The following is a 13452-nucleotide window of genomic DNA, read 5'->3' as shown; positions in this document are numbered from 1 at the left end:
ATAAGTGAGCAAGAAGTGCGTTGATAATAATTTATTAATCAATGCCAATTATCTTTACCATAATGTGTGCTTTGTTCCACGAAAGCTTTTTTAACATAAAATCAATTTAACCAATGGCAGATATTCGGGCTTATGGACGCATTTAAACACCTACTAGATACTGCTTCCCAATTGTTTCAATCAGTGCGTTTCAATGACTTTCAGGTGGTGAGAGTCAAAGTGTATCGTTCGTTTCCAATTACCGCTGCGGGCCAGCTCTGGAGTTACACCAGATTCCCTCTTGCGTTGCGCAAATTCGCGCAAACCATTAGCGATGTGTATACCGCCCATAAACCATTTTACAGCATTTCTGTCGTTGAATTTCTCGCGCCTTTAAGCGATTGAATTTTGCCAATAGTCCAAGCTATTACCTGCAATTCAATCGCTCAAAAGCATCAAAAACTTCTTTGACACCGAACACCGCAAAATGATTTACGCGCGGTATAAGATCGGATTTTATAGTTATTAATAGCAAAAAGCGAAAGCTTTATTTGCTCTTAATCGGGCAATTTGCTCTTGATTATTTCCTTGATCAGCTGTAACTGTAACTTCATCACGGTTTTAGCAATCGTTTGCTTATTGCGAATATTTTTAAGTGCTAAACCATAATCATATTCGGTTAACGCTTTTTGAATTTTGGCACTTAAACATATATTAGATATGGCATGCGCTGAATTTTGATAAAGATGTCTTAGTGCTCTCTGGAAATCGTGAAAAGCTGATTTATTGCGCAATGCGTCAATTGCCTTGAATGTTTGTAAAATATCTTTTTCTGAGTGCTGTTGTAATGTGCTAAAAAACCAATGATGACGATAAAGTCTAAGGCTAAGTATTTGAGTGCTTTTCGGCGGTTTAAGTTCATTTAATACGTCTATAAGTGCCTGTTCGTTGTCTAAATGTACGAACAGTAGAGCAAACAAAATATCATGATTTTCACATTGTAATTCAATTGCATCTAATAATGGTTTAAGTTTAGTGATTGCTAATGTTTGTAAGGGTTTAAGAATATGTTCAAAGGCACCTAACTGTTGCAATGTCGATAAGAAAACCTCGAAGTTTGCCGTGTTTAATGCGCGTGTAAACTCTTGCAAAATGCGCTCGTGAGATAATGCTTCAAGCTCGTTATTAGCAATAATGGTTTGCATAAGTTTCAACGTTTCATCAGTAATGGTAAATCCAAGGTAATGAAGCTTGGCAGCAAAGCGTGCAACACGCAGCACGCGCAAAGGATCCTCGCAAAAAGCATCACTAACGTGGCGAAGTTTTTTGTTTTTGATATCTTCTTGACCATTAAAAGGATCGTGTAGTTGACCATTTTCATCAATTGCCATGGCGTTAATGGTGAGATCACGTCGCTTCAAATCTTCAATCAATGAGACTTCATCCGTGTCAAATGTAAAGGCTTGATAGCCGCGACCTGTTTTTATTTCTGTGCGCGCTAGTGCGTATTCCTCATGTGTTTTTGGATGTAAAAACACGGGGAAATTCTTACCTACCTGAATAAATCCAAGCTTTAGCATGTCTGATTGTTTGGCATTAACCACAAGCCAGTCATGATCCGTGACAGGCAGGTCTAATAATTGATCGCGGACAGCGCCGCCGACTAAATACGTTTGCATGTTTATTGTAGCTTAAGCGAGCTTATTCTTTATGTTATCAGTAAATTTAGGTAAACTCTGTGACAATTTGGCTTCTTAAATAAAATAAAGATAAAAATATGCAAAATATGCACGTTTCTGAAAATGCGAATAAGAAAACCTATAGTTTGTACAAAAGATTACTGTGGGAAGTTAGATCGTTATGGCCACTTTTATTGATCTCTGTCATCGGTAGTATTATCTATTCGGCGTGTGATGCCTATGCGATGTATTTGATTAAACCTTTATTAAACAAAGGGTTTACCCCGACAGGAGGTGAGTTTTTAAAGGGCATTGCCTTGGTGTTTTTACTTTTGTTTACTTTGCGTGGTGTTGGCTCGTTCTTATCATCATTCTTTATGGGTAAGCTCGGTGCGCAAGTTGTTTATCGCTTTCGCAAGCGTATGTTTGGCAAGTTTTTAGATCTGCCCGCGCATTATTATGATAAAACCTCATCAGGTAAATTGCTCTCTAAGCTTTTATATAACGTCGATCAAGTAACCAGTGCCACGGGCTCTGCGATTATCACTGTCGTGCAAGATGGTACCTTTGTCATTGGATTGATTATTGTAATGGTCGTAACCAGTTGGCAATTATCAATTACAGTGATTGTTGTTGCCCCTTTCCTTGCGGTTTTTATCACTTGGATCAGTAAGAAATTTCGCCATTATAGCCGCAATACCCAATCAGCAATGGGTTCGGTAACACACTTTGCCGAAGAAGCATTAATTAATTACAAGGAAATCCGCGTCTTTGGTGGGCAAAAATATCAACTGCAAAAGTTTGATCACAACCTAAGCTATACCTATCGCCAACAAATCAAAACCTTGATGCTTGATGGATTATCTTCACCGATTATTCAATTTATTGGTGCGATTGTTATTGCGGTGATTTTGTTTATCGTGGCAACCTATGGCTTAAAAGAAGGTGGCTGGCTTGATGCCGGTGGCTTTGTTGCCTTTTTTGCATCAATGATGGCGATTTTAAAACCGATTAAAAATTTAACCAATGTTAACTCAACCATTCAAAAAGCGATTGCTGCAACCGAGGATATCTTTGAGATCTTGGATGCAAAATCTGAGGAAGACAAGGGTAGCAAGCAATTATCACATGTCAAAGGTCAAGTTGAGTTTAAAGATCTAAGCTTTTCTTACCCAGAGTCTCAGCAAGTGGTATTAAAACATATTAATTTGATCGCAAAACCTGGGCAAACCATTGCTTTAGTTGGGCGATCAGGTGGTGGTAAAACCACGATGGTGAACTTATTAGCACGCTTCTACCAACCGACAAAGGGGCAGATCCTTCTAGATAATGAGGATATGCAATCACTGACTTTGGCAAACTTGCGTAGTCATATTTCACTAGTGTCGCAGCATGTTAATCTATTTGATGACACACTCTTTCATAATATCGCTTACGGTCGTGATGGCGAGGTCAGTGAAGAAGAAGTGATTGAAGCGGCAAAAGCTGCTAATGCTTGGGATTTTATTGAGAAGTTGCCTAAGGGTTTATATACCAAAGTCGGACAAAATGGTCTAAGTCTATCTGGTGGGCAGCGCCAACGTGTTGCAATTGCACGAGCCCTTTTGAAAAATGCGCCGGTATTAATCCTAGATGAAGCAACCAGTGCACTGGATAACGAGTCTGAACGCATAGTGCAGCAGGCATTAGAGCGCTTAATGAAAGATCGCACGACGTTTGTTGTTGCCCATAGGCTATCAACGGTTGAACACGCTGATCAGATCGTGGTGATGGATGGTGGTGAAATTGTTGAGATGGGCAGTCATAAAGCATTATTGCAAAATGAAAACGGCTTATATTATCAGCTTTATCATCAATCGCTGCATTAAAGAGTCCTAAGTGATGCAAAAGGATTGGTACACAGCGCATAAGACTTGGCGCGCAATGATCTTGACACCTTTGTCATGGCTTTTTTCATACATTGCTAAGAAACGCAGAGTTAAGCTACAAAAAAATGCTTATCACAGTAAATTGCCTGTGATTGTCGTTGGCAATATTGCTGTTGGCGGCACGGGTAAAACGCCTGTGGTGCAGGTCCTTTGCCAGTATTTAAAAAAGCAGGGCTATCATCCAGGAATTATTACTCGTGGTTATGGTGGTAAAGCAACACACTATCCTTTTAGGATAGATCAGACAACGACAGCAAGTGTCTGTGGTGATGAGCCTTTTATGCTGCATCAGTTATTACCAGATATCCCAATTGTTATCTCACCTAAGCGTGTTGAAGCGATCCAATATATTGAACAGAAACTTAAAACGGTTGATATCATTATCAGTGACGATGGTTTACAGCATTATGTGATGCATCGAGACGTAGAAATTGCCGTGGTTGATGGTCAGCGCCAATTTGGCAATGGCTTATGTTTGCCAGCAGGTCCTTTGCGTGAACCTATTACACGCTTAAAAGAGGTTGATATGATGATTATCAACGGTGGTGGTAGGGCGAGCGTAAGCAATAAAGCACAATATGATATGCAACTATTGCCTCAAAGCTTAGTAAGTTTAGCAACAGGTCAGCAGTTTGCTATTGATCAATTAATGAAGTCCGTGGGTAGTACATGTTATGCTGTGGCAGGTATTGGTAACCCTAAGCGCTTTTTTAATACCTTAAACAATCTAGGCTTTATGGTTGAGGAATATCCTTTTAAAGATCATCATAGTTTCATTCTTGATGATTTTAAAGCGATGGATGAAAACACACCTGTCATTATGACGTACAAAGATGCGGTAAAATGCCAAGGCTTTGCCAAAGATAATTGGTATTATTTGGCGATATCACCTCAAATTGAAAATGAATTCTTTGAGATATTAGATGAGAAACTCTCTCTGCTAGAGAGGGGAAAGAAGGGAGGAAAACTCTAACAGAGAAACTTGTTTGATCAGTTATTTTGGGTTTTCTTTTGCCTATTTGATCATGAAGATTTGCGGTTGATCTGTATCGTTGTTAATCTTGCTTTGACGAACGTAGTCGATATATAAGTCAAATAATTTCATAATATTCACCTCTTGGGTTGTGGTTTTACTGGGGGCTTCTGTAGATAAGAATAGCAGAAATAAAACAATTTGCTGTTTCAATGGAGTATTGTCGTGTATCAAAACTGTTACAGCGTTGAGGCAGTAAACGCTGTAAAATGAATTCTGGGGAGTATAGAATACAAAAAACTTGAATTGATGGAGTATGGTTTTGCAGGTTATCGATACACATGTTCACTTTTGGGACTTAAATCAAAGGATAAATAGTTGGGTGTTAAATCAATCAAATGAAGCGCTGAAGCAGGATTTCTTGCCTCAGACACTACAGCAGAAAATGCAGGATAAACTCTATGGTGCGGTGCATATTGAAGCGCATGATAGTCGTATTGACACAGAGGTTGAAATTAAATGGTTGATGGCAGCGGCGCAAAAATGCCCTGAAATTCAAATCAGACATATTGCTTATGTCGATATGACATTGCCAAAAGTACTGTTTATTGCCAAGCTAGACAAGCTTAAGCAGTATCCTCAAGTCATTGGTATCCGTCATATTCTAGCCTATGAACAGGACGTTGATTACTGCCCTGAATCGCAGGATCTATCAACGGATCCCAATGTGATCGCTAATTTGCAAATATTAGCGGATTATGATCTTATTTTTGACTGCCAAGCCTACCCGCGACAGTTATTAAATCTTGCGCCACACCTTAAAGCATCACGTGTTAAAACAGCGATTGAACATTGTGGTTTGCCATTATGGGAGAATGACGAACAGCGTCAGCTATGGCAACAAAGTATGCGAGTCTTATCCGAGACTGAGCATGTTTCACTGAAATTGTCAGGACTGCAAATGTTAGGACAGCTCGCGCATAGCAAGGCGATTATTGACTATGCAATTGACTGTTTTGGTTACCAGAGACTCATGTATGCCTCAAATAATCCCGTGTGTTTTCGTGATAATCCACTTGAGTGGTTTAAAACGCTGGGTCAATTATGTGCAGGTAAAGGTGAGGTTTTTTATGATAATGCATTAATTTTCTATCAATTTCAATTCCTTGCAGAAAACTAATGCTTAGCATATTGCTCTGGTCATTGCGATTAAACTCTTTATTTGATGTTTGTCGAAATGTAGTCCATAATTTCAGACATCAATGAGTATATGGAGTTTTTATGCAGTCAAAACATATTGATTTAATCACTCAGAAGCTAAACCATTTACCCGAGAAGTATTTTGCAGAGGTGGAGGATTTTATTGATTTTTTGCATCAAAAAGATAGTTTGCAAAAAGTGCGTCAAGATTTCACAATGATGTCACAGTCAAGCTTTCAAGCAGTGTGGGATAATGATGAGGACGAAATCTATAATGACTTATGATTTTGGTGATGACAAGTAAGGATGAGAAAACAAAAAACACTTGTTCTTGGTATTGGCTCGCCTTTTGGCGATGATCAATTTGGATGGTTAGTAGCAAAAGAAATCAAAGAGATGCTCAAGAGTAACCAACGTTCACATATTGATATTGAGATTGCTGATCGACCAGGTTTGAATTTATTGCGTTTCTTAGAAAAGGACTATGCTCAAATCATTCTGATCGATGCAGTTAATGCGAGCGTTGAGCCCGGTGTGCCATTCACTCTAAAGTCGCATGAAATTCTTGAGTTTAGTGGGTTTTTATCTTCTCATAATATTGGTGTTGCACCTTCTTTGGCATTGGCAAATGCGCTTTATATGCCGATAGATCATGTGCTGTTTTATGGTGTGCAAGGAAAGCATTTATTTGTGAAGGATGATGTCTTATCGGATGATGTGAAAAAGTCCGTGAGTAATATGGCGCAGATGATAACTCTCCAGTTGATTAAATCGTAGGGGCGTATTGCATACGCCCGAGAATGGTATGCTTATAAAGGCTTCGACTTACGCTCAGCCAACGTTTACTTAATGAAATATGGTTGAAGTGCTTATCGCACCCTGAGCATGAGTCGAAGGGTGCGCTTGAGAATGAAGGGCTTCGACTTACGCTTAATCAACGTTTACTCAGTGGCGTGTGATTGAATCGCAGTAATTGCAATGGTGTAAATAATATCATCGACGGTTGCGCCGCGCGAGAGATCATTAACCGGCTTGTTTAAGCCTTGCAATACGGGACCTATGCTTAAGACGTCAGCACTTCGCTGCACGGCTTTATAGGTTGTATTGCCTGTATTTAAATCTGGAAAAATCAATACATTGGCATATCCGGCAACGGCACTATTAGGTGCCTTTTTTTGAGCAACCGAGAGCGTTGTGGCAGCATCATATTGCAAGGGACCATCAACGATTAGATCAGGACGTTTTGCCTTAACCAATTCAGTTGCAGATTTGACTTTATCAACATCGGCACCATGACCTGAATCTCCCGTGCTATAACTGATCATGGCAATTTTAGGGTCAATACCAAATGCTGTGGCAGACTCAGCGCTTTGAATAGCAATTTCAGCTAATTGCTCGGTTGTCGGATCAGGATTAACTGCGCAATCGCCATAAATAAGTACTTGATCTTCAAGGCACATAAAAAATACCGACGAGACAATCGAGCAGTCGGGTTTTGTTTTAATGATTTTAAGTGCGGGGGAAATGGTATGTGCTGTGGTATTTAAAGCACCGGCGACTAAGCCATCAACATCTGACATATATAACATCATGGTTGCAAGGGTTACATTATCTTCAAGTGCATCACGCGCCATAATTTCGGTCATGCCTTTGTGTTTGCGCGCATCGATAAGTGGCTTGAGATACTGAGCTTTGATGCTATCTGGGTCAATTGTGATGACTTTATCCGATAAGTGTAAGCCTTGCTTTTTGGCAACTTCAATCACATCATCGCGTTTTGCTAATAAGATACAAGTAGCAATCTTGCGTTCGCTACAGAAAATAGCAGCTTCAATTGTGCGCGGCTCTAAACCCTCGGGTAGAATGATACGTTTGGTGACTTCAGTTGCGCGCTTAATCAGATAATGACGAAACGCCGGTGGCGATAGTTTGGTTGGTGCGGGTGTTGCAGTGAGCTTGTGTGTAATCATATCGACATCAATACATTCAGCAATGGATGATCGCAAGAGATTTAAACGCGTTATATCATCTTTAGGAATGCTGCTGTAATCAATATCAGCTAATTTCAAAATGGTACTAATACTTTTATTGTCGGTCACAAAGATAGGCAAAGACATGCCTTTAGCCGCATCAAGACAGAAATCCAGCAGGGCACGATTGGCAAGTGAGAAGGCAGTTAATATTAATCCTGCGATTTTAATGCCTTTTTGTGCGGCAACTGTCACTGCTAGAATAATATCACTGCGATCAGCAGCTGTGATGATTAATGTCCCTGGTTTTATCTCATCTAAAGCGTGATCGACGGTACGTGAGCACATGGTGACGATATGCACACGGCGCTCAAGATCAAAGCCCTCAAAGAGTGCAGTTAAATTTAAACGATTGGCGATATCAATAACACGAGGATAGGTGAGATTATTTTGCCAATGTGTCACCCCGAGTAAATTCAGATGATTACTGCTAAAGATAGTTAATGCTTCAATGTCTGATCGCGTAACGCTTGGTACGCTACTGTTAATATCTTCATCTAATAAACTAAAACGATTTTTGCCATCACTATCAACTGGCGCGTTAAGTTTAGTAACAATGGCGCCTAAAAGTGCGTCTTGGGGAATTTGCTGTTGATATAGCTTTAGTTGAATCTCAAGGTCTTTTAGCGTTTTATATCCTTGGCGTGCAATGAGGATAACATTAGCGTTAAATGCGCGAATAAGTGTTTTATTAAAGAGATTGATGTAAGCGTTTAGCCATTCAAACTGATTATGATTGTGTTCTTTGATAAACACGCCATCAATTAAGGTAATATCACTGTTTTGGCTAACTTTATCATAAATATTAAGCAAGTATTCAAAGAAGTCTTTCATTTTGTTTTGTTGAAAATAATGCTCAATTTCAGAAGACGAGATTTCTGCATCAAATAATGGATTAAACAGCTTAACGCGATAGCCACGCTGTTCAAGGGCATATCTTAAGCCTTGCTTTAACGAGAACAAGCCAACACCTTGACCGGTAGGTAGTAGTATGATTGGTAGACTCATGTTTGATCCTTAATTAGCTAATAACATTTGACAACTTTGCGCAATCATTCGTTCTTCATCGGTTTTGAGTACCATAATGCGTTTGCTGCCATTAGCATGAATTTCAATTGCTTCTATGGCATTTTCATTGCGCACAGCATCAATGGCAAAGCTGCTGAACTTAAGTCGATTGATGATTTGTTGACGTACTAAGGCACTGTTTTGACCAATGCCCGCGGTAAAAATAAGCCCATCAAATTGATCAAAATACATAAGATAGCTCGCAATGAAGCTCGCGACACGGTGACTAAATATATCCAGTGCTAATTTCGCCTGTTTTGCTTGCTTTAATTCGATATCAGGTTTGGCAATAAGATGTTCAATTTCACGCAGATCACTTAACTCGCATAAGCCACGCAAACCACTTTGTTTGTTTAATAGCTGATTAATTTCATTAATATCCATATTAAGCATCTGTTGAAGATAGCTAAAAATACCAGGGTCAATAGTGCCTGAGCGCGTGCCCATGACCAGTCCATCCAACGGCGTAAATCCCATGCTGGTATTGATGCTTTTACCATTTTTTATCGCGGTGACACTGCAGCCATTGCCTAGATGCGCGCAGATGAAATTGCCTTGTGTAAGAGATAGATGTTGAGCTGCCGCTTGAGCAATATACTGGTGACTTATTCCATGAAAGCCATATTTTCTAATATGTAAATCCTCATAAAGCGTATTGGGGATGGCATAGCGATAGATTTCCTCAGGTATACTCTGGTGAAAAGCCGTATCAAAGACAGCAACCTGAGGTATCGATACAAAATGCTGCTGACAAAACTCAATGCCTTCAAGATTGGCAGGGTTATGCAAGGGTGCTAAAGGGGTAAGGGCGCGAATTTTAGCAATAACATCAGCCGTTACAATAACGGCACGATCGAAATGATGTCCACCATGCACCACGCGATGACCAATAGCAATGATTTGATTGAAATAGTCTTGCTGCTTTAAAAAACCAATAATTTTGGCAAATGCTTGATGATAATTAAGTGGTGAAGTCTCTGTTTTAGTTTGCCCATTAGCAGAAATGCTTAGCGTTGTTTCTTTGGTATTGATTTTATCAACCAGCCCAATAAGCGTCTGTAGCAAGGTATTGTGATCATAAAGTGAGAATTTAATTGAGGAGCTACCGCAATTAAAAACAAGAAAGTACTGTGGCATAGGTTAAAAACTATTAAGACTTAAGTGCTACTCACTATAGCCTAAGACAGTGCTTTATTGGAAACCCAAACATACACTAAGCGTACAAAAGTAAACAAAACTTGCGTTATGTCATGCTTTAGTGAATAAGCAGGAAGATGCATTTAATGGCAATTACATACATAAAAAGCCCTGAAAATAGCTCTAAATATTTCCATGTGTGTCGACTTTGGAAAAAAAGATTAAGACGAAGGCCTAGAGCCGTTAGACCAAAAAACCAGATAAAGCTTGCACTGAGTGCGCCAGCCATAAACTCCAGTTGTAAATAGGTGAGCTTGTATTTAGACGCAACACCACCTAAAAGTACAACGATATCTAAAATTGCCTGAGGATTTAATAAACTAAATGAGCAGCTAAGAAAAATCACTTTGTAGATGTTTAATGTTTGAGTGCTTGGTTGCTCATTTTTTAATAGCGTATTAACTGAAACATGACTTTGATAGGCGGATTTTAATGAGAGTGCGCCATAGTAGAACAAAAAAATAATGGCAGCGATCAGTAATATCGGGCGCACAAAAGGAAGATAATGCGTCATTGTTGCGGTAAGAAACATGCTGATAGTAATTAAAATAACATCACAGATAAAGCAAATCAAAGCCGTGCTATAAGCGTATTGGCGTGTAATTGCTTGCTTGATAACAAACAAGTTTTGCGCACCTATGCCCATAATAAGAGTTAAACCAAGAAGTAAACCAGTAAAAAATGCCATTAGATATTTTGCTCCTATTAATTAGCATAGTAATAATTCAAAAACAAGTTGAGCTTCAATTACTCCCCTCACCCGTGCAGCTTAAGCTGCACGCCCTCTCCCGCAAGGGGAGAGGTACTAGCTGACGCAACTTATTCTTGATTCATTACATATTATTTAAGGTCAATGTTATATTAGGTTGCAGTGATTAGTTAAATTAAATATTATTATGAATCATTAGGTATATTAATAATTTGGTATGTAATGGATTATAAAGGGCTAACAGCGCTAAGTAGTGTGATTGAACTGCAAAGTTTTGAAAAGGCAGCGAATAAGTTAAATATATCACAATCAGCGGTATCACAGCGCATAGCGCTGCTTGAGAAGCATTATGGCGTGCCATTGATGTTGCGTTACTTGCCTTATCAACCAACTGCCTTGGGTGAAAAGCTATTAAACCATTGGACAAAAGTTAAGTGGTTAGAGTCAGCACTCACGCAGGAGATTGAGACACATCGTCAGGCATTAAAGCTAAGTATTGCGATTAACTATGATAGTTTGGATACGTGGTTTAGCGAAGTATTAATCAAGGTTGCCAAAGCATATCCCAACGTGCGCTGGCAGATGATTGCTGATGATCAAGAGCTAACTGCAAACTATATCAAGGAAGGTAAGGCATTGGCATGTGTTTCTAACAAAACAGTTAATTACCCATTTTGCCAAAGTGTATTACTGGGAAGTATGGATTATTTATTGGTGGCTTCAGTGGACTTTTATCAGCGTTATTTTGCCGAACACCAAGTAGGTTCTCGCTCATGGCTTCACGCATTAAAAAGTGCACCTTTTCTGACATTTAATCAAAAAGACGATTTAAACATTGAGGTAATAGAGAAATTTTATCATTTTGAGCCTGATGTTAATAATATGCATATTGCCCCATCGGTGAAGAGCTTTAAGTCATTATGTTTAGAGGCTCTAGGATATGCACTGATTCCCAAAGCAGACATTGTGACTGAGCTGACAGAGGGTAAACTTGTCGTTCTTGATACACAAAGTGTATGGCGAATGCCTTTGTATTGGCACTATTGGGATTTACCTGATGCAGCATATCGCAAGATGAACAATATGATTGTTGATCACGCACAGGCGGTATTGACCAAGATCTCAAGTACGCAATTTGGCTTGAAAAGAGAGTGAGAATTTTTAAGGCTAAGACTACATATTCACCCATAAGTGCTCACCGTACCCTGAGCGTAAGTCGAAGCGATGCACTGAGCACCAGTCGAAGTGGGTAAGCTTGGGAAAATCACGCTTCATAGAGGCTTCGACTTACGCTCAGCCAACGCTTACAAAATCAAAGTGAACAGTAATATGGTCATGACCAATTTTTAAGGCTAAGTTATAAATCAAAGAAAAACTTGCGTTATGTCATTATTTGCGCATTTAAGGCATTAAATAGCACAGTTATACTATTCTCGCTTGTTTGTCATGTGCTAGTCTAATTTGCAGTGATATATCGGTTGATAAGTTATGCATGAATTTTCATTGTGCCAAAGTGTGATTACTATTGTGCTTGATAAAGCAAAAAGCATGGGATATGAGGCGCAAGCCGTGCGACAGATTGAACTATGTGTTGGGCAATTAGCTGGCGTTGATATCGAGTCCATGCGCTTTTGGTTTCCTGTTGCTGCTAAAGATACGCCATTAGCGCAAAGTACCTTGAATATCATGGCGCAACTAGCATGGGCACATTGCTTAACATGTACGCATGATTATCAATTATCAAAGTTTTATCATGCATGCCCTAAGTGTCAAAGTCATGATAAAGAAATACTAACAGGTCAAGATATGTTGGTGGAGAAAATTGAGTTTGTGACTTCAGAATAATAAGAGTTAAGAGTTAAGAGTTAAAAGTTAAGAGTTAAGGAGTAAGTTATGTGTACAACTTGTGGTTGCAGCGGTTCTGAGCACACGCATCAACATGCGCATGACCATCATCACCATCATGATCATGGGGTTGATAGTGTCAAATTAGAACAGGCAATTTTGGCAGAAAATGATCAATATGCGCATGCCAATCGTAAGGTTTTAGATGCTAAAAATGCGTTAGCATTTAATTTTGTATCCAGTCCGGGTTCAGGCAAAACTTCATTACTTGAAAAGACAATTGCTAAGCTTCATGCTGAGCACCCAATCGTTGTTGTTGAAGGCGACCAACAAACTGACATCGATGCCAATCGGATCCGTAAAGCAGGGGCGAAAGCTTATCAGATCAATACTGGTAAAGCATGTCATTTGGATGCGCATATGGTGGGACATGCGTATGAGCATTTAGACATTCAAAAAAACAGTTTTGTCTTTATTGAGAATGTCGGCAATTTAATTTGTCCGGCAATGTTCGATTTAGGTGAAAAGTATCGCATTGCTGTGATTTCTGTGACAGAAGGTGATGATAAACCACTGAAATATCCAGATATGTTTTATCATGCGGATACGGTGATTATTAATAAAACGGATCTATTGCCGTATGTTGATTTTAGTGTTGAGCGTTGCATTGAAAACATTCGTAAAATTCGTCGTGATATGCGATTTTTTGAGCTTTCGGTTAAAATGGAAGTGGGGTTTGATAACTGGTTAAACTGGCTAACTTCTTTAATAAGTTTGAAAGAAAGGGTATAGCTTAAAGACGTTTTTCTTGGGTCTTTAACTGGGTGTGGCAAATTTTTTGAAT

Annotated in this window: 12 protein-coding genes and 1 riboswitch; of the genes, 8 read left to right on the top strand and 4 right to left on the bottom strand. The window is 39.3% G+C overall.

Annotated elements, in window-relative coordinates:
• Positions 1-97 precede the first annotated feature (97 nt).
• A riboswitch (cobalamin riboswitch) is annotated at positions 98-324 on the bottom strand.
• Between the two features lie 212 nt (positions 325-536).
• A complete protein-coding gene (locus tag F3D68_RS11445) occupies positions 537-1658 on the bottom strand; it encodes a hypothetical protein (protein WP_151193042.1) in 1122 nt (373 codons plus the stop codon).
• Positions 1659-1756: 98 nt separating this feature from the next.
• Between F3D68_RS11445 and msbA the strand changes: the two genes are divergently transcribed.
• From msbA to F3D68_RS03185, 5 genes are all read left to right on the top strand, one after another.
• The gene (msbA, locus tag F3D68_RS03205) at positions 1757-3526 is read left to right on the top strand and encodes a lipid A export permease/ATP-binding protein MsbA (protein WP_151193041.1); all 1770 of its coding nucleotides are present in this window, start codon (positions 1757-1759) and stop codon (positions 3524-3526) included.
• Between the two features lie 13 nt (positions 3527-3539).
• Positions 3540-4559, top strand: a complete 1020-nt coding sequence (gene lpxK / locus F3D68_RS03200; protein ID WP_151193040.1) for a tetraacyldisaccharide 4'-kinase — start codon at positions 3540-3542, stop codon at positions 4557-4559.
• 316 nt (positions 4560-4875) lie between these two features.
• A complete protein-coding gene (locus F3D68_RS03195; protein WP_151193039.1) occupies positions 4876-5739 on the top strand; it encodes an amidohydrolase family protein in 864 nt (287 codons plus the stop codon).
• A gap of 101 nt (positions 5740-5840) precedes the next feature.
• Complete coding sequence (locus F3D68_RS03190; RefSeq protein WP_151193038.1) at positions 5841-6044, top strand: DUF2281 domain-containing protein; 204 nt, start codon at positions 5841-5843, stop codon at positions 6042-6044.
• A 21-nt stretch (positions 6045-6065) separates the two neighbouring features.
• Positions 6066-6536: a hydrogenase maturation protease gene (locus F3D68_RS03185; RefSeq protein ID WP_151193037.1), complete on the top strand. Its 471-nt coding sequence runs from the start codon at positions 6066-6068 to the stop codon at positions 6534-6536.
• A 164-nt stretch (positions 6537-6700) separates the two neighbouring features.
• Here F3D68_RS03185 and pta read toward each other — a convergent pair whose 3' ends face one another.
• The 3 genes from pta to F3D68_RS03170 form a co-directional block, all read right to left on the bottom strand.
• Positions 6701-8797, bottom strand: a complete 2097-nt coding sequence (gene pta, locus F3D68_RS03180; RefSeq protein WP_151193036.1) for a phosphate acetyltransferase — start codon at positions 8795-8797, stop codon at positions 6701-6703.
• Between the two features lie 9 nt (positions 8798-8806).
• A complete protein-coding gene (locus F3D68_RS03175) occupies positions 8807-9994 on the bottom strand; it encodes an acetate/propionate family kinase (RefSeq protein ID WP_151193035.1) in 1188 nt (395 codons plus the stop codon).
• A gap of 118 nt (positions 9995-10112) precedes the next feature.
• Positions 10113-10742: a LysE/ArgO family amino acid transporter gene (locus F3D68_RS03170; protein WP_151193034.1), complete on the bottom strand. Its 630-nt coding sequence runs from the start codon at positions 10740-10742 to the stop codon at positions 10113-10115.
• A gap of 243 nt (positions 10743-10985) precedes the next feature.
• Between F3D68_RS03170 and F3D68_RS03165 the strand changes: the two genes are divergently transcribed.
• The 3 genes from F3D68_RS03165 (at position 10986) to hypB (ending at position 13400) form a co-directional block, all read left to right on the top strand.
• Positions 10986-11918 (top strand): ArgP/LysG family DNA-binding transcriptional regulator, encoded by a 933-nt coding sequence (locus tag F3D68_RS03165; RefSeq protein ID WP_151193033.1) that lies wholly within the window; start codon positions 10986-10988, stop codon positions 11916-11918.
• 333 nt (positions 11919-12251) lie between these two features.
• On the top strand, positions 12252-12608 hold the full coding sequence (locus F3D68_RS03160; protein WP_151193032.1) for a hydrogenase maturation nickel metallochaperone HypA: 357 nt from the start codon (positions 12252-12254) through the stop codon (positions 12606-12608).
• A 48-nt stretch (positions 12609-12656) separates the two neighbouring features.
• Positions 12657-13400, top strand: a complete 744-nt coding sequence (gene hypB / locus F3D68_RS03155) for a hydrogenase nickel incorporation protein HypB (protein ID WP_151193031.1) — start codon at positions 12657-12659, stop codon at positions 13398-13400.
• Positions 13401-13452 lie beyond the last annotated feature (52 nt).

The sequence above is a fragment of the Cysteiniphilum sp. JM-1 genome (genome assembly GCF_008711525.1).
In the GTDB taxonomy this organism is placed as follows: domain Bacteria; phylum Pseudomonadota; class Gammaproteobacteria; order Francisellales; family Francisellaceae; genus Caedibacter.
Note: the sequence above shows the minus strand (reverse complement) of the source record. Positions and strands in the feature narration are given on the sequence as shown.

What these genes read in the sequence shown, in the direction of transcription:
- F3D68_RS03185 (WP_151193037.1), top strand. Translation starts at nt 6,066, where the DNA reads ATGAGAAAACAAAAAACACTTGTTCTTGGTATTGGCTCGCCTTTTGGC.
- msbA (WP_151193041.1), top strand. Translation starts at nt 1,757, where the DNA reads ATGCAAAATATGCACGTTTCTGAAAATGCGAATAAGAAAACCTATAGT.
- pta (WP_151193036.1), bottom strand. Translation starts at nt 8,797, where the DNA reads ATGAGTCTACCAATCATACTACTACCTACCGGTCAAGGTGTTGGCTTG.
- F3D68_RS03190 (WP_151193038.1), top strand. Translation starts at nt 5,841, where the DNA reads ATGCAGTCAAAACATATTGATTTAATCACTCAGAAGCTAAACCATTTA.
- lpxK (WP_151193040.1), top strand. Translation starts at nt 3,540, where the DNA reads ATGCAAAAGGATTGGTACACAGCGCATAAGACTTGGCGCGCAATGATC.
- F3D68_RS03165 (WP_151193033.1), top strand. Translation starts at nt 10,986, where the DNA reads ATGGATTATAAAGGGCTAACAGCGCTAAGTAGTGTGATTGAACTGCAA.
- F3D68_RS03195 (WP_151193039.1), top strand. Translation starts at nt 4,876, where the DNA reads ATGGTTTTGCAGGTTATCGATACACATGTTCACTTTTGGGACTTAAAT.
- F3D68_RS03175 (WP_151193035.1), bottom strand. Translation starts at nt 9,994, where the DNA reads ATGCCACAGTACTTTCTTGTTTTTAATTGCGGTAGCTCCTCAATTAAA.
- F3D68_RS11445 (WP_151193042.1), bottom strand. Translation starts at nt 1,658, where the DNA reads ATGCAAACGTATTTAGTCGGCGGCGCTGTCCGCGATCAATTATTAGAC.
- F3D68_RS03170 (WP_151193034.1), bottom strand. Translation starts at nt 10,742, where the DNA reads ATGGCATTTTTTACTGGTTTACTTCTTGGTTTAACTCTTATTATGGGC.
- F3D68_RS03160 (WP_151193032.1), top strand. Translation starts at nt 12,252, where the DNA reads ATGCATGAATTTTCATTGTGCCAAAGTGTGATTACTATTGTGCTTGAT.
- hypB (WP_151193031.1), top strand. Translation starts at nt 12,657, where the DNA reads ATGTGTACAACTTGTGGTTGCAGCGGTTCTGAGCACACGCATCAACAT.